At 73.5% G+C, this 17,775-nt stretch carries 16 protein-coding genes; 5 read left to right on the top strand and 11 right to left on the bottom strand.

Annotated elements, in window-relative coordinates; all coding sequences use genetic code 11:
• Positions 1-38: 38 nt before the first annotated feature.
• From ACFT5B_RS16720 to ACFT5B_RS16695, 6 genes are all read right to left on the bottom strand, one after another.
• Complete coding sequence (locus ACFT5B_RS16720; RefSeq protein ID WP_386800292.1) at positions 39-1,991, bottom strand: hypothetical protein; 1,953 nt, start codon at positions 1,989-1,991, stop codon at positions 39-41.
• Between the two features lie 144 nt (positions 1,992-2,135).
• Positions 2,136-3,737, bottom strand: a complete 1,602-nt coding sequence (locus tag ACFT5B_RS16715) for a prolyl oligopeptidase family serine peptidase (RefSeq protein ID WP_386800290.1) — start codon at positions 3,735-3,737, stop codon at positions 2,136-2,138.
• Positions 3,738-3,810: 73 nt separating this feature from the next.
• Positions 3,811-4,749, bottom strand: coding sequence for a GTPase Era (era, locus tag ACFT5B_RS16710; protein WP_386800288.1), 939 nt, complete (start codon positions 4,747-4,749; stop codon positions 3,811-3,813).
• The gene (locus ACFT5B_RS16705) at positions 4,736-6,076 is read right to left on the bottom strand and encodes a hemolysin family protein (RefSeq protein ID WP_386800286.1); all 1,341 of its coding nucleotides are present in this window, start codon (positions 6,074-6,076) and stop codon (positions 4,736-4,738) included. The genes era and ACFT5B_RS16705 overlap by 14 nt, the downstream gene beginning before the upstream one ends.
• Before the next feature lie 16 nt (positions 6,077-6,092).
• Positions 6,093-6,545 (bottom strand): rRNA maturation RNase YbeY, encoded by a 453-nt coding sequence (gene ybeY, locus ACFT5B_RS16700; protein ID WP_386800284.1) that lies wholly within the window; start codon positions 6,543-6,545, stop codon positions 6,093-6,095.
• Positions 6,542-7,624 (bottom strand): PhoH family protein, encoded by a 1,083-nt coding sequence (locus ACFT5B_RS16695; protein WP_386800325.1) that lies wholly within the window; start codon positions 7,622-7,624, stop codon positions 6,542-6,544. The genes ybeY and ACFT5B_RS16695 overlap by 4 nt, the downstream gene beginning before the upstream one ends.
• A gap of 142 nt (positions 7,625-7,766) precedes the next feature.
• On the opposite strand from ACFT5B_RS16695, the gene ACFT5B_RS16690 reads away from it, so the two are divergent.
• Complete coding sequence (locus ACFT5B_RS16690) at positions 7,767-9,077, top strand: ammonium transporter (protein WP_386800282.1); 1,311 nt, start codon at positions 7,767-7,769, stop codon at positions 9,075-9,077.
• Positions 9,074-9,412, top strand: a complete 339-nt coding sequence (locus ACFT5B_RS16685) for a P-II family nitrogen regulator (RefSeq protein WP_386800280.1) — start codon at positions 9,074-9,076, stop codon at positions 9,410-9,412. Before ACFT5B_RS16690 ends, ACFT5B_RS16685 begins: the two co-directional genes overlap by 4 nt.
• Positions 9,413-9,419: 7 nt before the next feature.
• Here ACFT5B_RS16685 and ACFT5B_RS16680 read toward each other — a convergent pair whose 3' ends face one another.
• Complete coding sequence (locus ACFT5B_RS16680) at positions 9,420-9,764, bottom strand: histidine triad nucleotide-binding protein (protein ID WP_386800278.1); 345 nt, start codon at positions 9,762-9,764, stop codon at positions 9,420-9,422.
• Positions 9,765-9,972: 208 nt separating this feature from the next.
• Between ACFT5B_RS16680 and ACFT5B_RS16675 the strand changes: the two genes are divergently transcribed.
• Together ACFT5B_RS16675 and ACFT5B_RS16670 are read left to right on the top strand one after the other, a co-directional pair.
• Complete coding sequence (locus ACFT5B_RS16675; protein WP_386800276.1) at positions 9,973-11,652, top strand: sodium:solute symporter family protein; 1,680 nt, start codon at positions 9,973-9,975, stop codon at positions 11,650-11,652.
• A gap of 17 nt (positions 11,653-11,669) precedes the next feature.
• Positions 11,670-12,044, top strand: coding sequence for a hypothetical protein (locus ACFT5B_RS16670; protein ID WP_386800274.1), 375 nt, complete (start codon positions 11,670-11,672; stop codon positions 12,042-12,044).
• Positions 12,045-12,104: 60 nt separating this feature from the next.
• On the opposite strand, the gene ACFT5B_RS16665 is transcribed toward ACFT5B_RS16670, so the two are convergent.
• From ACFT5B_RS16665 to ACFT5B_RS16650, 4 genes are all read right to left on the bottom strand, one after another.
• On the bottom strand, positions 12,105-12,890 hold the full coding sequence (locus tag ACFT5B_RS16665; RefSeq protein WP_386800272.1) for a 16S rRNA (uracil(1498)-N(3))-methyltransferase: 786 nt from the start codon (positions 12,888-12,890) through the stop codon (positions 12,105-12,107).
• A 7-nt stretch (positions 12,891-12,897) separates the two neighbouring features.
• The gene (gene dnaJ, locus ACFT5B_RS16660) at positions 12,898-14,016 is read right to left on the bottom strand and encodes a molecular chaperone DnaJ (RefSeq protein WP_386800270.1); all 1,119 of its coding nucleotides are present in this window, start codon (positions 14,014-14,016) and stop codon (positions 12,898-12,900) included.
• A gap of 55 nt (positions 14,017-14,071) precedes the next feature.
• On the bottom strand, positions 14,072-15,100 hold the full coding sequence (gene hrcA / locus ACFT5B_RS16655) for a heat-inducible transcriptional repressor HrcA (protein WP_386800268.1): 1,029 nt from the start codon (positions 15,098-15,100) through the stop codon (positions 14,072-14,074).
• Positions 15,101-15,162: 62 nt separating this feature from the next.
• On the bottom strand, positions 15,163-16,644 hold the full coding sequence (locus tag ACFT5B_RS16650) for an MFS transporter (protein ID WP_386800266.1): 1,482 nt from the start codon (positions 16,642-16,644) through the stop codon (positions 15,163-15,165).
• A gap of 210 nt (positions 16,645-16,854) precedes the next feature.
• Between ACFT5B_RS16650 and ACFT5B_RS16645 the strand changes: the two genes are divergently transcribed.
• Positions 16,855-17,745, top strand: a complete 891-nt coding sequence (locus tag ACFT5B_RS16645) for a DUF3097 domain-containing protein (RefSeq protein WP_386800264.1) — start codon at positions 16,855-16,857, stop codon at positions 17,743-17,745.
• Positions 17,746-17,775: the final 30 nt, after the last annotated feature.

The raw sequence follows: 17,775 nt of genomic DNA, 5'->3' as shown, positions 1-17,775 counted from the left end.
GCGCGCGGTCCGGCCGGGACGGGTGGGCACGTCGCGGCTCAGCGGCGACGGTCGGGGCGCGCCTGCAGCGCGGCGTCGACCGCGGGGTCGCCGAGCGCGCCGAGCCAGTCGAGCAGCGCGGAGTACGTGGACGGGTTCGAGGCCACGTACGGGCGCAGGGCGGGGGCGTGCTCGGCGATCTGCGCGAGCACCTCGAGCGGCGTGCTCGGGTCGGCGGCCTGGGCGGCCGTGTAGCCCGCGACGGGCAGCACGGTCGTCGACTCGTGGTCCGCGGCCGTCCGCTCGGGCTCGGCCCGCGTCGGCTCGGCGCCCTCGGCGCGAGGCTCCGGCTCGGCGGCGGCCACGGGCTCCTCGGCGGCCGGCTCCGCGACGGCGGCCGGCTCCGCGACGGAGATCACCGGGGCCACGGTCTCGGACTCCGCCGGCTCCGCGGCGGACGCGACGGAGGGCTCCGTCGTCGCCGGCTCGCGCTCCGCGACCGCCGGCTCAGCGGTCTCGGGCCCGTCCCCCGCGCCGAGGGGTGCACCCGCCCACGGCGCGGCCTGCCCCGCGGAGGTCTCGTCGCCGGACGGCGCCGCCGCGGCGTCGTCCGGCTCGGCAACCTCCTGCGCGGGCACGGCGGGCTTCGCGGGCCGGGGCGCGCGGCGGGGGCGCGGGGTCCACTCGTACGCGGTGCGGGGCCCGACCGCCTCGACGCGCGTCCGCGCTCCCCACTCCCGGACCACCGGTCCCAGCAGTGCGAGGCCCAGCAGCACGGGCAGCCCGTACGCGACGACGGCCAGCTCGACAGGCACACCGACGACCTTCCACGCGTCGACGGACACGGCCACGGTCCCGAGCACGACGGCCACGACCGCGACGAGCCAGGCGAGGCTCCGGCCACCGGCGGCGGACGAGCGGAAGGCGGCCCACGCGACCGCGGCGAGGACCGCGACCGCGCCGGTGGCGACCAGGGTCACCACGACGCTCGTGGAGTGGGCGCCGTCCGCGAGGACGACCACGCGCGAGAGCGCGACGAGCACCGCGACCACCGCGAGCAGGAGCAGGACGGCGCGGACGACGCCGTCGGTGCCCGCAGCAGAGCGCAGGCCCCGCCGGAACGCCGCGCCGGCCGCGACCGCCCCCAGGGCGGGCACGAGGACGAGACCGAAGCGCAGCGTGTGGAACGACTCGTAGCGCAGCAGGTCCGGCGCCGAGCCGGCGCCGATCACGAACAGGACGGCGAGCGCCGCGCCCACGCCGACCGTCACGTCGGCCCACGACCGGTCACCCTGGTACGCGCCCCACGCAGGGAGGGCCCCGATCGCGAGGATCACGAGCGTGCCGAGGATCGCGAACAGGAGCTGGGCGGCACCGGACCACGGGCCGCTGGCGAGGAAGATCACGAGGGCGGCGACGGCGCCCGCGACGAGCGCGGCGCCGACCACGCCGAGGACGAGACGCCACAGGCGCCGGACGCCCGCGTCCTCGTCCTCGGGTCCGAGCTCGGTGGAGCGGGGCTGCGCGACCAGGAGCGCGCCCGCGAGGCCCAGGGCGAGCCCCGTGCCCACGCCGCGGTCGCCGAGGGAGGTGCCCCCGAACAGGTCGAGCAGGAGGTAGACGAGCGACACCACGACGTAGGGCGCCGCGGCCCAGAGCCGGACCGTGCGGGTCGTGTGCACGCTCCAACCGGTCGGCAGGACGCCGGCACGCGCCAGGTACGGCACGGGGATCGCCGCGAGCGCCACGACGACGGACAGCACGACCTCGACGCGGTCGGCGGCGCCCGAGCGGGTGGTCCACGGCAGAGCGAGGCTCGTGAGGAGCAGGACCGCGGCGACCACGTCGCGGACGACGTCCAGCGCCGGGACCAGGCCGGTCCCGCGGACGGTGGCGCGAGGCTCCTCGTGCACGGGCGCGGGGTCGCCGGCCCGGTCGTCCGGCGTCACGGCCGTCGGCGCCTCGGCGGCGGGCGACAGGTCGGGGGTGCCGGGAGGTTCGGCGATGCTCACATGGGCTCCTTCGATCGGGCGAGCGCCCGTCGGGACGCGGCAGGTCACCGCGTCCGTCCTCGGTGGGCGGCTCGTCAACGCTTCGTGGTCGTTTCTACCGGCAGGGACGGATCGGGACAACCGTGCCTCGCCGGGCGGACCGGATCAGATGCCGAGCTGGAACACGCCCCAGTACGCCGTCGTGAGCAGGAGGGTGACGATCGCGAAGGTGAGCGAGGCGGCGAGTGCCCAGCCGCCGATCCCCCGCGCGACCGGCTGCCCCGCGCGCACGCCGGGCACCGCCGAGTGGCCGCTCGGCGCGTCCCGGCCGACGCGCTGGCGCAGCCACAGGAGGACGCTGCGGCGCGCCTCGCGGCGGTCCGACAGGCGGTTGACGACGACGGCGACCGGCACGAGCGACGCGATCCCGATCGCGCGCACGCCGAGCCAGCCGCCTTGGACGACGAGCGCGTTCTGCGAGTAGTCGAGCGCGATCTTCGCGATCGCGACCAGGTACACGACCAGCGCGAGCATCGTCAGGACGGCGCCCAGCGACGCGAGGAGCATCGGCAGGCGGAGGTCCTGGGCGAGCCCGCCGACGTGGCTGCGGAACCGCCACCGCCTCGTCCCGAACGCGACCAGCATCCACACGAGAGGCGCGCCGAGCGCGAGGGACACGGCCGCGATCGTGAACCCGAAGACGGCGTCGCCGTCGCCGTACCAGCGCGGGCTCGGCACCGCCTCGGCGAGGTACGTCTGGTTGGGCTGGGCACCGGCGATCTGCGGCGCCGCACCGGCCGCGCCCGGCAGTCCGTTGATCCAGTCCGACAGATCCTGCTGGAACGTCGCGGAGACCGCGCCGTCGCCGCCGCCGAGGTGCAGCCCGTGGTCGGCGTCCTCGTAGTAGCGCACGGTCACGTCGTGGTTCCCGGCCTTCGAGGTGTCGGCGAGGATGTCCTGCGCGCCCTGCTCGATGGGCATCGACGCGTCGGCGTCGCCGTAGACGACGAGCGTCGGCTGCGTCACCTGCTCCAGGTACGGGCGGACGTCGAAGTCGGCGTAGTCGAGGCCGCCGTCGGGCAGGTCCATGCCGACGGCGCGCGGGATGGCGCGGAACACGCCCTGCGGGACGCCCGTGTTGCGGAGGTAGTTGTCGACCGCGAACGCGGCCTGCTCGCGCGGGCGCACGACCGGCGACGAGACGAGCGCGACGAAGGCGAGCGCGGGGTCCTCGCTCGCCATCACGGGCGCGATCCAGGTGCCCTCGGACTCGCCGTAGACGCCGACGCGGGTGGGGTCGACGCCCGGCTCGGTGCGCAGGAGCTGGACGGAGCGCTCGTAGTCGCCCGCCTCCTGCACGTAGTCGCGGTGCTGCAGCGAGTACGTGGTGAGGTTCTTCGAGGGGACCAGGGTCACGACACCGGTGCTCGCGAGCGCCCAGGCCTGGGGTGCGAACGCCGTCGCCGACTCGCCGGTGCCCGCGCCGTGCACGAAGACGACGCCGGGGAGGTCGTCGCCGGCGCCGACGGGCTGCCGGATCTGGCCGGTCACGGTCGTGTCGTCGAGCTCGATCTCCACCTCGCGGGACACCACCGGGTACGTGCCGACCGGGGTCGGGTCCTGCGTCCCCCCGATCGTGGTGTCCGTGGTCTGGGTGCGGATGTGGTCCGTCACCGGCTGGGGGTCCCACTCCGGTCCGGCGAAGGCGCCGACCGCAGCGAGACCGATCGCGAGGACGGCCGTCGTTGCAGCTGTCCTGAAAGTCACCTGTCGATGCTACGTCCCTGACCTGTGCGGATCCGGGAGGTCGTCCCCCGCGTCCGGCGGGGGCGTCCCCCCGTCAGAACCCGAGACGCCGGAGCTGCTTGGGGTCGCGCTGCCAGTCCTTCGCGACCTTCACGTGGAGGTCGAGGTAGACCCGCGACCCCAGGAGCGCCTCGATGCCGGTCCGCGCGCGCGTGCCCACGTCCCGCAGCCGCGACCCGCCGCGCCCGATCACGATGGCCTTCTGGGAGTCGCGCTCGACGAACACGTCGACCCGGACGTCGAGCAGCTGGTCGCCCTCGGGGCGCGGGCTGCCGTCGGCGCGCGTGCGCGGCACGATCTCGTCGACGACGACCGCCAGCGAGTGCGGCAGCTCGTCGCGGACGCCCTCGAGCGCGGCCTCGCGCACGAGCTCCGCGACCATGACGGCCTCGGGCTCGTCGGTGAGCTCCCCGCCGGGATACAGCTCCGGGCCCTCGGGCAGGTGCCCGACGAGCACGTCGGTGAGCACGTCGACCTGCTCGCCGCGCACGGCCGAGACGGGCACGACGTCGGCCCAGTCCCCCAGCGCGGAGACCGCGAGGAGCTGCTCGGCGACCCGGTCGCGCGAGACCGTGTCGGTCTTGGTGACCGCGACGACGACGGGCGTGCCGCGCCGGCCCCGCATGAGGTCGGCGAGCTGCGACGCGATGTACCGGTCGCCGGGGCCGACCTTCTGGTCCGCGGGGACGCAGAACACGATCACGTCGACCTCCGTCAGGGTGTCCCGGACGAGGTCGTTGAGGCGCTCTCCGAGGAGCGTGCGCGGGCGGTGCAGCCCCGGCGTGTCGACGAGGACGAGCTGCGCGTCCGGGCGGTTCACGATGCCGCGGATGGTGTGCCGGGTCGTCTGCGGCCGGCCCGACGTGATCGCGACCTTCTCGCCGACGAGCGCGTTGGTGAGCGTCGACTTGCCGGCGTTGGGGCGCCCGACGAGGCAGGCGAAGCCGGAGCGGTGGACGTCAGCGGTGGTCATGGGTGTCCTCTCGTGACGGCTGCGCGGGTGCCGCGGCCGCCGCCTGGTGGTCGTGCTCGTCGCTCTCGGACCGTTCGGCCCGCCCGACGACGAGGGTCGCGAGCCGGCGCCGGCGCCCCTCCACGCGGTCGGCGACCAGGTGGAGCCCGTGGGTCTCGGCGCTCGAGCCCGCGAGCGGGACCTTGCCGAGCGCCTTGGCGAGCAGCCCGGCCGCGGTGTCCACGTCGTCGTCGTCGATGCGGAGGCCGAACAGGTCGCCCAGGTCGTCGAGGGCGAGCCGCGCGGGCACGCGGTACCGCCCGTCGCCGAGGTCCTCGACCTCGGGGCCGGTGTGGTCGTGCTCGTCGGTGAGCTCGCCGACGATCTCCTCGAGCGCGTCCTCGATCGTCACGAGGCCGGCGATGCCGCCGTACTCGTCCACCACGATCGCGATGTGGCTCGCGGCGGCCTGCATCTCGCGGAGCAGGTCGTCGACCGGCTTGGACTCGGGGACGAACACCGCGGGCCGCGCGGCGTCGCGCGCGAGCCGCTGCCCCCCGCCGTTGCCGTCGGTCACGAGCCGCGTGACGTCCTTGAAGTAGAGGACGCCGAGCAGGTCGTCGGTCGAGCGGCCTACGACGGGCACGCGCGAGTAGCCGGAGCGCAGGAACAGGCGCAGCGCCTTCTGGAGGGTCGCGGTGCCCGCGACCGTCACCATGTCGGGCCGCGGGACCATGACCTCGCGGACCATGGTGTCGCCGAGCTCGAACACGGAGCGCAGGAGCTCGCGGTCGTCGTCCTCGAACGCGTCCGACTCGCCGGCGCGCCGCGCGAGCTCGCGCAGCTCGGCCGCCTCCTCCTCGGGCGTGGGCGGCGGCGGCTGGACGAGCGGGCTCAGCCAGCGCGTCCCCACGACGACGGCCCGGAGCAGTCCCGAGAGGGCGCGCAGCACCGCGGGGGCGTGGGTGCGGCCCAGGCTGCGGGGACTCAGGCGCACGAGCCCGACGGCGACGACGGCGCTGACCACGAGCGAGACGAGCAGCACCGCCCACCACGGCTCGAGCCACGCGCCGACGGCGAGCGTGATGCAGGCGGTCGCCGTCATCTCGGCGAGCACGCGCAGGAAGCTCGCCGACGCCGCGACACCGCGCGCGTCCTCCAGCAGCGCGGCGACGCGGCGCGAGCGCACGTCGTCCGTGTCCTCGTCGCGACCCCCGGCGCTCTCGCGCGCGTGCGCGGACAGCGAGCCCTGCCGCAGCACGGCGGTCTCGCCGGCGCTCAGCGCGGCCGCGAGCAGGATCCCCGCGACCGCGATGAGGACGAGCAGCCAGACGGGTTCCCCGTTCATACGGCCCTCGCGGCGCTCATCGAGAGGCGAGGAACGTGAGGAGCAGCTTGCGCTGGAGCGCGAACATCTCCTTCTCCTCCTCGGGCTCCGCGTGGTCGTACCCGAGCAGGTGGAGGATGCCGTGCGTCGTCAGGAGCAGCATCTCCTCCGCCGCCGAGTGCCCCGCCTTGACCGCCTGCTCGGCCGCCACCTCGGGGCACACCACGATGTCGCCGAGGAGGCCCGCGGGCGTGACGTCGCCCTCGCGCCCCGGGCGCAGCTCGTCCATGGGGAACGAGAGGACGTCGGTCGGCCCGGGCTCGTCCATCCACTTCACGTGCAGGTCCGTCATCGTCGCGGTGTCGACGAACAGGATCGACAGCTCGGTCTGCGGGTGCACGTGCATCTGGTCGAGCACGAAGCGCGCGAGCGCGGCGAACTCGGCCTCGTCGACCTCGTAGCCGGACTCGTTGTTGACCTCGATGCTCATGCGCGGGCTCCTCGGTTGTCGCGCCGGCGGTCCCCGCCGGATCGGCCTTGCGTGCGGGCTCCGGCCACGTCCCACCGCGCGTACGCGTCGATGATGTCGCTCACGAGCCGGTGCCGCACCACGTCGGAAGACGTCAGGCGGCAGAACTCGACGTCCTCGACCCCGGTGAGCACGTCCTCGATGACGCGCAGGCCCGACGTCGTCCCGCCGGGCAGGTCGACCTGCGTCACGTCGCCCGTGATGACCATCTTCGAGCCGAAGCCCAGGCGCGTGAGGAACATCTTCATCTGCTCGGCGGACGTGTTCTGCGCCTCGTCAAGAATGATGAAGGCATCGTTCAGACTTCTACCGCGCATATAGGCCAGCGGCGCGACCTCGACGGTGCCGTTGTCGATCAGCTTGGGGATGGAGTCCGGGTCGACCATGTCGTGCAGCGCGTCGTAGAGGGGGCGCAGGTACGGGTCGATCTTCTCGTTGAGCCCGCCCGGGAGGAAGCCGAGACGCTCCCCCGCCTCGACGGCCGGGCGCGTGAGGACGATGCGGTTCACCTGCTTGGCCTGCAGCGCCTGCACGGCCTTGGCCATCGCGAGGTAGGTCTTGCCCGTGCCGGCGGGGCCGATGCCGAACGTGATGGTGTTGGCGTCGATCGCGTCCACGTAGCGCTTCTGGCCGACCGTCTTGGGGCGGATCTGGCGGCCCCGGCTCGACAGGATGTTGAACGTCAGGACGTCCGCGGGGCGGGTCGCGGTGGGAGCGGTGAGCATCCCGATGGACCGGCGCACGACGTCGGGCGTCAGCGGCGTGCCGGACTCGGCGATCTCGACGAGCTCGTCGAGGAGCCGCGAGACCAGCGCGACCTCGCCCGGGGAGCCGGCGACGGCGATCTCGTTGCCGCGCGCGTGCACGTCGACGCTCGGGAAGCCGTCCTCCACCGCGCGCAGGACCGAGTCACGGCTGCCGAGGACGGCGACCATGGGGACGCTGGGCGGGACGACGATACGGTGCTCGATCCGAGGACCGGACGTGGCGCCGCCGCCTGCGGGCTGCTCCGTGTCCTCGGTGCGGGGTGTCGATGTCATGAGCCGGCTGACGCCGTCGCGCTCCTTCTGGTCGAGTCGTGGAACCCCCATCTTATCGAGGGCCGTCCACCTGTATCTTGACGCCGCCGCCCGACCGCTGCCGGGTCCGCGGTCCGGAAGCACCCGAGAGGAACGCCTCGCCATGCCCGTCCTCGCGCACGTCCTCGCCGCGGCGCCGACGTCGTCCGTCCACGTGGACTCCGGCGACACCGCCTGGGTGCTCGCGTGCACCGCGCTCGTCCTCCTCATGACGCCCGGCCTCGCGTTCTTCTACGCGGGCATGGTGCGCTCGAAGCACGTCCTCGCGATGATCATGCAGAGCTTCACCTGCATCGCCGTCGTCTCGGTGACGTGGGTCCTCGTGGGCTACTCCCTCGCGTTCGACGACGACGCGGGCGGCGGCCTCGTCGGCGGCCTGCACCTGGTGGGCCTCGCGCACGCGACGACCGCCGTCCCCGGCACCGACCTGAGCATCCCGCCGCTGGTCTTCGTGCTCTTCCAGCTCCTGTTCGCCGTGCTGACCGCGGCCCTCCTCACCGGCGCGACGGCCGACCGGATGCGGTTCGAGTCGTTCGTCGTGCTGGTCGCCGTCTGGTCGGTCGTGGTCTACGCGCCGGTCGCGCACTGGGTGTTCTCGCCCGACGGCTGGCTCCACCGGCTCGGGGTCCTCGATTTCGCGGGCGGGACCGTGGTCGAGATGTGCTCGGGCGCCTCGGCGCTCGCCCTCGTGCTCGTGCTGGGCCCCCGGCGCGGCTGGCCGCGCGAGATGATGGCGCCGCACAACCTGCCGCTGACCCTTCTCGGAGCGGGACTTCTCTGGGTCGGCTGGATCGGCTTCAACGCAGGCTCCGCGCTCACCGCCGGGACGCTCGCGGCCAGTGCGGCCCTCGCCACGCACCTGTCGGGCGTCGGCGGCATGATCGGCTGGCTCGCCCTCGAGAGGAGGCTGACCGGCAAGGCGACGACGCTCGGCGCCGCGTCGGGCGCCGTCGCCGGCCTCGTCGCGATCACGCCCGCCGCCGGCTACCTGCAGCCGCTGCCCGCGCTCGCGCTCGGCGTCGTCGCCGGCGCCGTGTGCCTGTTCGCGATCCGCCTCAAGTTCCGGTTCCGCTACGACGACTCGCTCGACGTCGTGGCCGTGCACTACGTCGGCGGCGTCGTCGGGACGCTGTGCGTGGGGCTGTTCGCGGCGACCGTCGTCAACCCGGCCGTGACCCACCAGGGTCTCTTCCTCGGCGGCGGCGTCGAGCAGCTCGGCAAGCAGCTCGTGGGGGTCGTCGCGACATCGGCGTTCGCGTTCGCCGCGACCTACGCGATCGCGCGCGTCGTGCGCGCGACGATGGGGCTGCGCGTCACGGCCGACGACGAGCACGCCGGGCTCGACGCGAGCCAGCACGCCGAGTCGGCCTACGAGCTCACCACCACGTCCACGATCGGAAGGAGCCACGGATGAGGCTCGTCACCGCGATCCTGCGCCCGCACGCCGTCGACGACGTGCGCGAGGCGCTCACCGAGCTCGGCGTGCACGGGATGACCGTGTCCGACGTCCACGGTTACGGCCGCCAGCGCGGGCACGTCGAGGTCTACCGGGGCGCGGAGTACCGCGTCGACCTCGTGCCGAAGATCCGGCTCGAGGTCCTCGTCGACGACGACGCCGCGGACGACGTGGTCCGGGCCGTCGTCGAGACTGCTCGCACCGGGCGCATCGGCGACGGCAAGGTGTGGGTCCAGACCGTCGACGAGGTGGTGCGGGTGCGCACCGGTGAAACGGGCGCCGCCGCGGTCTGAGGCCTCGTCAGGCGGGCGTCCAGCCGAGCCGGGCCCCCGCGAGCACGTGGCCGTGCGTGTGGAACACGCTCTGGCCCGACTTCGCGCCCGTGTTGAAGATCAGCCGGAACTCGCCCTCGTCGAGGTCGGACGCGACCTGCTGCCCGAGCGCGACCACGTCGGCCAGCAGCTGGGGGTCTGCGGCCGCGAGCGCTGCGACGTCCCGGTGGTGCTCGCGCGGTATCACCAGCACGTGGACGGGCGCCTGCGGGTTGACGTCGCGGAACGCGACGGCGCGGTCCGTGGACGCGACGACGTCCGCCGGGATCTCACCGGCGACGATCTTGCAGAACAGGCAGTCGGTCTCGCTCATGGCGCCACCGTAGCGGTCCGTGGAGGCGGCCGCCCGCAGGCCGAGAGGGGGCATCTTCACCCGTCCGCGGGCTCTTCGCTCGTTCAAACCGGTGCCTGATCGAAAAGTTGGCACATGGCCACGACCGGCCGTAGCGTGCCGGACGCCCCCCAGCCGATCGGTGCCCACCTGCACCGGTCGGCTGTCCCGTCCGCTCCCAAGGAGTCGCATGAGAGTCCTCGCCGAGTCCACCTCGGGCATCCACCTCGACCTCGGCTGGGTCGACTACCTCATGGTGGTCGTCTACTTCGGGGTCGTCATCGGCATCGGGTTCGTCGCGCGGCGCCAGGTCCGCACGAGCATGGACTTCTTCCTGTCCGGGCGCCGCATGCCCGCCTGGATCACCGGCCTGGCGTTCGTCGCCGCCAACCTCGGCGCCACCGAGATCATCGGGATGGCGGCCAACGGCGCGCAGATCGGCATGTCCACGCTGCACTACTACCTCATCGGCGCCGTGCCCGCGATGGTCTTCCTCGGCCTCGTCATGATGCCCTTTTACTACGGCTCGAAGGTCCGGTCGGTGCCGGAGTTCATGCTCCGGCGATTCGGCAAGGCGCCGCACGCCGTCAACTCGATCGCGTTCGCGGTGTCCAACGTGCTCATCGCCGGGATCAACCTCTACGCGATGGCCATCGTGATCGAGGCGATGCTCGGCTGGACCCTGTGGGTCGCGATCCTCGTGTCGGCCGGGTTCGTGCTCGTCTACATCACGCTCGGCGGCCTGTCCTCGGCGATCTACAACGAGGTCCTCCAGTTCTTCGTGATCCTCGCGGGGCTCATCCCGCTGACGATCGTCGGCCTCCACCGCGTCGGCGGCTGGGGTGGCCTCCAGGACTCGTTCGCGAAGACCGACCCGCTGCACCTGTCCGCCTGGAAGGGCACCGGGATCGGCGACGTCACCAACCCGATCGGGACGAACTGGCTGACCATCGTCCTCGGCCTGGGCTTCGTCCTGAGCTTCGGCTACTGGACGACGAACTTCACCGAGGTCCAGCGCGCGTTCTCCGCGAAGAACATGTCCGCCGCCCGACGGACGCCGCTCATCGCCGCGTTCCCCAAGCTGTTCATCCCGTTCATCGTCGTGATCCCCGGGCTCATCGCCGCCGCCGTCCTCGGCAACCAGCTCAGCGGCGCCGACAACTCCGGCCTGACGTACAACGACGCCATCCCGAAGCTCATGCAGATGTACCTGCCGACCGGCGTCCTCGGCGTCGCCGTGACCGGCCTCCTGGCGTCGTTCATGGCCGGCATGGCGGCCAACGTCTCGAGCTTCAACACGGTCTTCACGTACGACATCTGGCAGCGCTACATCAAGCCGAAGATGCCGGACCTGCACTACCTGCGCGTGGGTCGCTGGGTGACGGTGGTCGGGGTGCTCGTGGGCATCGGGACCGCGTTCATCGCCTCCCGGGCGACGAACATCATGACCTACATGCAGACGCTGTTCTCGTTCTTCAACGCCCCGCTGTTCGGCGTCTTCATCATCGGCCTGCTGTGGAAGCGCATGACCGCGCAGGCGGCCCTGTGGTCCTACATCGCCGGCATCGTGGCGCCGACCATCGTCTGGATCGCCTACCTCAACGACGACAGCCTGTTCGGCTCGGCCACCGCCGAGACCATGTATGGCGCGATCATCTCGTTCGTCACGGTCCTCGTCGTCGCGGCGATCATCACCCCGCTGACCAAGCCGAAGGACGTGAGCGAGCTCAAGGGCCTCGTCTACGGCGTCGGGACGATCGACATGCGTGCAGGCGCCGTCGCGTCCGACACCGCCTGGTACCGCTCGCCGGCGCTGCTGGGCACCGTGGCGCTCGTGCTGTGCGTCGTCCTCTACCTGCCGTTCCTGTGAGACCCGAGGAGCATCCCGTGAGCCAGAGCAGCAACCAGCCGCACGAGGCGGTCCCGGCGGGCATCGTCTCCCACCACCTCGAGCTGACGCCCGAGGAGCAGGAGGCCCACGTCCGCTCGACCCGCCGCTTCGACCTGCGGCGGATCATCGGCGCCATCTTCGTCCTGTACGGGCTGATCGTCCTCGTGGTCGGCCTCGCCGACCCCACCGCCGACAAGGCCAAGACCGGCGGCATCGCCATCAACATCTGGACGGGCGTCGCGATGCTCGTCGTGGGCGGTCTCTTCTTCCTCTGGGACCGGCTGCGCCCGGTGCCCGCCGAGGACATCCTCGCGAGCTACGAGGAGGAAGAGGAGGAGCGCGCCGTCGGCGAGGGCCGTCAGCTCGGTTGAGCACGAAACGCCGCGGCCCCCGGACGGCATGCCGTCCGGGGGCCGCAGCGTTCCGGCGTGTCAGGCCCAGCGGCCCAGGCGCTCGCACAGGAGCGTGAGCGCGACCGGGCCCGCGGTCGACGTGCGCAGCACGTGCGGGCCGAGCCGCACCGGCCGCCCGCCCGCCTCCGTGAGCCGCTCGAGCTCCGCGTCCGAGATCCCGCCCTCCGGCCCGACGACGACGAGCACCTCGGGCACGACGTCGCCCGCCGCCGCGGCGGGCAGGGCGAGCGCGCCGAGCGGCTCGGTGGCGTCCTCGTGCAGCACGGCGACCTGACCGCCCGCGGCGACGGTCGCACGCACCACGCCGGCGAGCGCCGCCGTCGTGACGTCCTGACGGACCTCGGGGACCCGGGCGCGCCGCGACTGCTTGGCCGCGGCCCGCACGGTCGCGATCCAGCGCGCCCGGCTGCGGGCCGCGCGCTCGCCGCGCCACACCACGACGGACCTTTCGGCCTGCCACGGGAGGACCGCGTCGACGCCGACCTCGGTCGCCGCCTCGATCGCGAGCTCGTCCCGGTCGCCCTTCGCGAGCGCCTGCACGAGCACGAGCCGCACGGCGGGCTCGGGCTCGACCTCGACGGCCTCGACGCGCAGCTCGAGCGTGTCGCGGTCGGCGCTCACGACGACGGTCCGCAGCCGCGTGCCCTCACCGTCCACCACGTCGACCTGCTCCCCCGCGCGGCGCCGTTGGACGACGCCCGCGTGCCGGCCCTCGGCGCCGTCGAGCACGTAGGTGTCCCCCGGGGCGAACCTGCTCAGCGGGTCCGCCGCACCACGCTCGGCGAGGAAGACGGGCGCGCTCACGCCGCGGTCACCGGCCGGAGAACTTGTCGCGCAGCCGCGAGAACACGCCGGGGTGCGCCGCGGACAGCCGCGGCTCGGGGTGCTCCTCGCCGCGCAGCTTCGCGAGCGACCGCAGGAGCTCGGCCTGCTCCTCGTCGAGCGTCGTCGGGACGTGGACCTCGACGTGGACCTGCAGGTCGCCGCGGCCCGAGCCGTTGAGGTGCCCGACACCGAGGCCGCGGAGCGTCACGACCTGGGCGGGCTGGGTGCCGGGGCGCAGGTCCACCTCCTGCTCGCCGTCGAACGTGTCGAGGGTCATGCTCGCGCCCAGCGCGGCCGCCGTCATCGGGACCTCGAGCGTGCAGTGCAGGTCGTCGCCGCGGCGCACGAACGTCTCGTGCTGGCGCTCGCGGATCTCCACGTACAGGTCACCGGCGGGGCCGCCGCCGGGGCCGACCTCGCCCTGCGACGTGAGGCGGATGCGGGTACCCGTCTCGACGCCCGCGGGCACGTTCACGGAGATGGTCCGGCGCTCGCGGACCCGGCCCTCGCCGCCGCAGTCGACGCACGGCTCGGGGATCACGGTGCCGAAGCCCTGGCACGCTGCGCAGGGCGCCGTCGTCATGATCTGGCCGAGGAACGAGCGCTGGACGCGCTGCACGACGCCGCGGCCCTTGCAGACCTCGCAGGTGTGCATCGTGGTCCCGGGGCGGCAGCACGTGCCGCCGCACGTCCGGCACACGACGGCGGTGTCGACCTGGAGCTCGCGCTTGGTGCCGAAGACCGCGTCCTGCAGGTCGACGTCGAGCCGGACGAGCGCGTCCTGCCCGCGGCGCGAGCGCGGGATGGGCCCCTGCTGCGCCTGACCGCCGCCGAAGAACGTCTCGAAGATGTCCTGGAAGCCGAAGCCGCCGGAGCCGCCCATGCCGCCCCCGGGGGCCGTCGGGTCGACGCCGAGGTCGTACTGCTGGCGCTTGTCCGGGTTCGACAGCACCTCGTAGGCGCGCGAGACGTCCTTGAAGCGGTCCTCCGCGTCGGGTCCGGCGACGTCCGGGTGCAGCTCGCGCGCGAGCTTGCGGTAGGCCTTCTTGATCTGGTCGGCGCTCGCGTCGCGCGGGACGCCGAGGATCTCGTAGTAGTCGTTCACCAAGTCACTCTCAGGCACGGGTACGGGTCGGGTTCGGTCGACGGTCGGGGCGAGCTCAGCTGGCGAGGATCCGGGTCAGGTAGCGCGCGACCGCGCGCACCGACGCGATGGTCCCCGGGTAGTCCATGCGGGTCGGTCCGATCGAGCCGATCGCCGCGACGACCTCCCCCTCAGAACCGTAGCCGGTGGTCACGACGGACGTCTCGGAGAGCCCGTCGTACTGGGTCTCGTGGCCGATCCGGACGCGCACGCCCGACCGGCCGGCGGCGTCCTCGGCCATCTCGGTGAGCAGGCCCAGCAGGACCACCTGCTCCTCGAGCGCCTCGAGGACCGGGCGCAGCGCGTGCTCGAAGCGCATGCCGGTGCGCGCGAGGTTCGCGGTGCCGGTCAGCATGATCCGCTCCTCGCTCTCCTCGGCGAGCGTCTGCACGACGACGTCCGCGACGAGCCGTGCGAGGTCCTGGTCGTCGGGCGGCAGCTGCTGCGCGACGGACTCGAGCTCGGTGGCGAGCCCCGCGAGCCGGCGCCCGACGGCGACCGCGTTGAGCCGTGCGCGCAGCACGGCGAGCGTGTCCTCGCCCGGGACCGCGGCGACCTCGAGCATCCGCTGCTCGACGCGCCCGGTGTCGGTGATGATCACGACGAGGAGCCGGGTCTCGCCGACGGCGACGAGCTCGAGGTGGCGCAGCCCCGAGCGGCGCAGCGACGGGTACTGGACGACGGCGACCTGACCGGTGAGCTCGGCGAGCAGGCGGCCCGCGCGGGCCACGACGTCGTCGAGGTCGACGGCGCCGTCGAGGAACTGCTCGATCGCGTGCCGCTCGGGCTGGGACAGCGGCTTGACGGTCGCGAGGTGGTCCACGAACAGGCGGTAGCCCTTGTCGGTGGGGATCCGCCCGGCCGACGTGTGCGGCTGGGCGATGTACCCGGCGTCCTCGAGCGCGGCCATGTCGTTGCGGATGGTGGCCGGCGAGACGCCGAGGTTGTGCCGCTCGGTGAGGACGCGCGACCCGACCGGCTCGCGCGTGCGGACGTAGTCCTCCACGATCGCACGCAGCACGTCGAGCCGTCGTTCCTCGCTCACACGTCCTCCTGTCGCTGCCGACCTCGCGCACGAGTGGCACTCTCACCCTCCGAGTGCCAAGCCTACGCTGTTTCGCGGTCGGCCCGGGGAGCCTCCACATCCTCGTCACCTGCCTCGCCGGCCCGGCGGCGGGCGTCGAGCAGGGCGACGACGAGCGCGCAGAGCACGAGCGCGATCGTGATGAGCAGCCCGCGCCCGACGGCGGCCGACCCGCTCGCGCCCGAAGCCTGCGAGCCGTAGAACACGGCGAGGACCGCGGAGATCCCCACCGCGGAGCCGATCCGCTGCCCGACCTGGAGCATGGAGCCCGCCATCCCCGCGCGCCGCACGGGGACCTCCGCGAGCGTCAGCGTCTGGTTGGGCGCGATCACGAGCCCGGAACCCGCGCCGGCGACGCACTGCGTGGTCGCGACGACGACGCACAGCAGCGCCGTCCGGTCCGGCGCGGCCCCGATGATCCGGATAGCGAGGTCGGTGCCCGCGAGACCCACGACGACGACGCACAGCGCCACGACGACCACCGGCCTCCCCCACCGCGCGACGGCGCGCCCGGACGCGAGCGCCGAGATCCCCGACGCGATCGCGAACGGCAGGCCGACCAGGCCTGCCTGGAGCGCGCTCAGGCCCAGGTCGTCCTGGAGGAACAGGGTGATCACGAGGAACACGCTCGTGAACCCCGCGAAGTAGGCGAGCCCCAGGAGCGCCCCGAACCGGAACGAACGCAGCCCCAAGACCTCGGGCGACAGCACCGGGTCCTGGCCGCGCCGCTCGTACCGGCGCTCCCAGAGGATCGTCGCCGCGCCCAGCACGACCCCGACCGGGAGGAACCACCAGCGCGCGGGCGAGTCGCCCGTGCCCGTCGTCAGGACGAAGGGAACCATCACCGCGACCGTGGTCGCGGCGATCCCGACGAGCCCCACCGGGTCGAGGGCGCTGCGGCGCACCGCCACGGTGCGCGGCACGGCCCGGACCGCGACCGCGAGCACCACGGCCACGATCGGGACGTTGATGCCGAACACCCAGCGCCAGCCGTCCTGCTCCCCGAACGCCTGGATGAGGAGCCCACCGAGCAGCGGACCGATCGCCGTCGCCACCCCGACGACGGCGCCGAACATCCCGAACGCGCGCGCCCGCTCGAACCCGCGGAACTCCTGCTGGATGTAGCCCGTGACCTGCGGGCTGACGATGCCGGCGCACGCACCCTGCACGAGTCGCGCCACGGCGAGCCAGATGTCGCCCGGGGCGATCCCCGCCCCGAGGCTCGCCAGGGCGAACGCGACCAGCCCCGCGAGGAACAGACTCCGGCGGTGCCCCGCGTCACCCAGCCGGCCGGCGGGCACGAGCACGAGCCCGAACGCCAGCGTGTACCCCGCCACGACCAGCTGGAGGGCCGACGCCGACGCGTGCAGCGCGTGCTGGATCGACGGCATCGCGACGTTGACGATCGAGACGTCGAGCAGGGTGATGAAGCCCGCCGCCAGGCAGACGGCCAGCACGCGCCACCGTTGCGGGTCGGTCTCGGGACTCGTGGCGTCCGGCGTCATAGTCCGGTGCTACCACGACGACGCCCGCTTCGCCGACGGTGACGCCCCGTCCGCCGAGGGTGACGCCCCGTCCGCCGAGGGTGACGCCGCGTTCGTCGGCGGTGACGCCCCGTCCGCCGAGGGCGACGCCCCGTCCGCCGAGGGCGGACGGAACGTCACCGTCGGCGTGGCTGACCCGTCGCGCGGAGGGGTGAAACCTAGGGTGTGGCGGTGAGCTTCGACCGTTACGGCCCCGACGTCCTCGCCCCCGCCACGTCGGGCTCCCCGCCCGGCCCGACGCGCGGCTCCGCCCACCACCGTCCGCGTCCGACGACGCGTCCCGTCCCCGCGGACCGCGGCCTCGTCGTCGAGGACGTCGAGTCCGGCTGGGTGGGCGCCGTCGTGCGCGTCGAGAAGTCCGGCGGCATGCACGTGGTCGTGCTCGAGGACCGGCGGGGACGGTCCCGCACGTTCAGCCTGGGGCCCGGGTTCTGGGTCGACGGCGAGCCCGTCGAACTGGTCGCCCCGACCGCTCCCGCCGCGCCCCGTGCGCCGGGGCGGACCGCGTCGGGCTCGCGCGCCGTCGTCGGGCAGCGCGCCCGGGTCGCACGCGGTTCCCGGATCTGGGTCGAGGGCAAGCACGACGCGGAGCTCGTCGAGAAGGTGTGGGGCGACGACCTGCGCGTCGAGGGCGTCGTGGTGGAGCTGCTCGACGGCGTCGACAACCTCGCCGACGCGCTCGCCGACTTCGCACCCACGCGCGAGCGCCGCGTCGGGGTCCTCGTGGACCACCTCGTGCCCGGCTCGAAGGAGCGCCGCATCGCCGACGACGCCCTGCGGACCGTGCCGAACGGGACGGTGCTCGTCCTCGGGCATCCGTACGTCGACGTATGGCAGGCCGTGCGGCCGCAGCGGATCGGGCTCGACGCCTGGCCGACGATCGAGCGCGGCACCGAGTGGAAGCTCGGGATCCTGCGCGAGCTCGGGTGGCCCACCGACGGGCCCGGCGCGACCGGCCGCGCGTGGCAGCGGATCCTGTCGACCGTGCGCAGCTACGCCGACCTCGAGCCCAGCCTCCTGGGGCGCGTCGAGGAGCTCATCGACTTCGTCACCGTCGGCTGAACGTACGGAGGGCGCCGCGACGGTCGTCGC

Source organism: Luteimicrobium sp. NPDC057192 (assembly GCF_042670205.1).
Classification (GTDB): Bacteria; Actinomycetota; Actinomycetes; order Actinomycetales; family Cellulomonadaceae; genus Luteimicrobium.
The sequence above is the reverse complement of the archived record's forward strand: the minus strand, read 5'-3'. Positions and strand labels throughout refer to the sequence as shown.

Bases quoted from the DNA above. Each gene is read 5' to 3' on its own strand.
- era (WP_386800288.1), bottom strand. From the start codon at position 4,749: ATGACCACCGCTGACGTCCACCGCTCCGGCTTCGCCTGCCTCGTCGGG.
- ACFT5B_RS16650 (WP_386800266.1), bottom strand. From the start codon at position 16,644: ATGACGCCGGACGCCACGAGTCCCGAGACCGACCCGCAACGGTGGCGC.
- ybeY (WP_386800284.1), bottom strand. From the start codon at position 6,545: ATGAGCATCGAGGTCAACAACGAGTCCGGCTACGAGGTCGACGAGGCC.
- ACFT5B_RS16705 (WP_386800286.1), bottom strand. From the start codon at position 6,076: ATGAACGGGGAACCCGTCTGGCTGCTCGTCCTCATCGCGGTCGCGGGG.
- ACFT5B_RS16690 (WP_386800282.1), top strand. From the start codon at position 7,767: ATGCCCGTCCTCGCGCACGTCCTCGCCGCGGCGCCGACGTCGTCCGTC.
- ACFT5B_RS16685 (WP_386800280.1), top strand. From the start codon at position 9,074: ATGAGGCTCGTCACCGCGATCCTGCGCCCGCACGCCGTCGACGACGTG.
- ACFT5B_RS16675 (WP_386800276.1), top strand. From the start codon at position 9,973: ATGAGAGTCCTCGCCGAGTCCACCTCGGGCATCCACCTCGACCTCGGC.
- ACFT5B_RS16695 (WP_386800325.1), bottom strand. From the start codon at position 7,624: ATGACATCGACACCCCGCACCGAGGACACGGAGCAGCCCGCAGGCGGC.
- ACFT5B_RS16680 (WP_386800278.1), bottom strand. From the start codon at position 9,764: ATGAGCGAGACCGACTGCCTGTTCTGCAAGATCGTCGCCGGTGAGATC.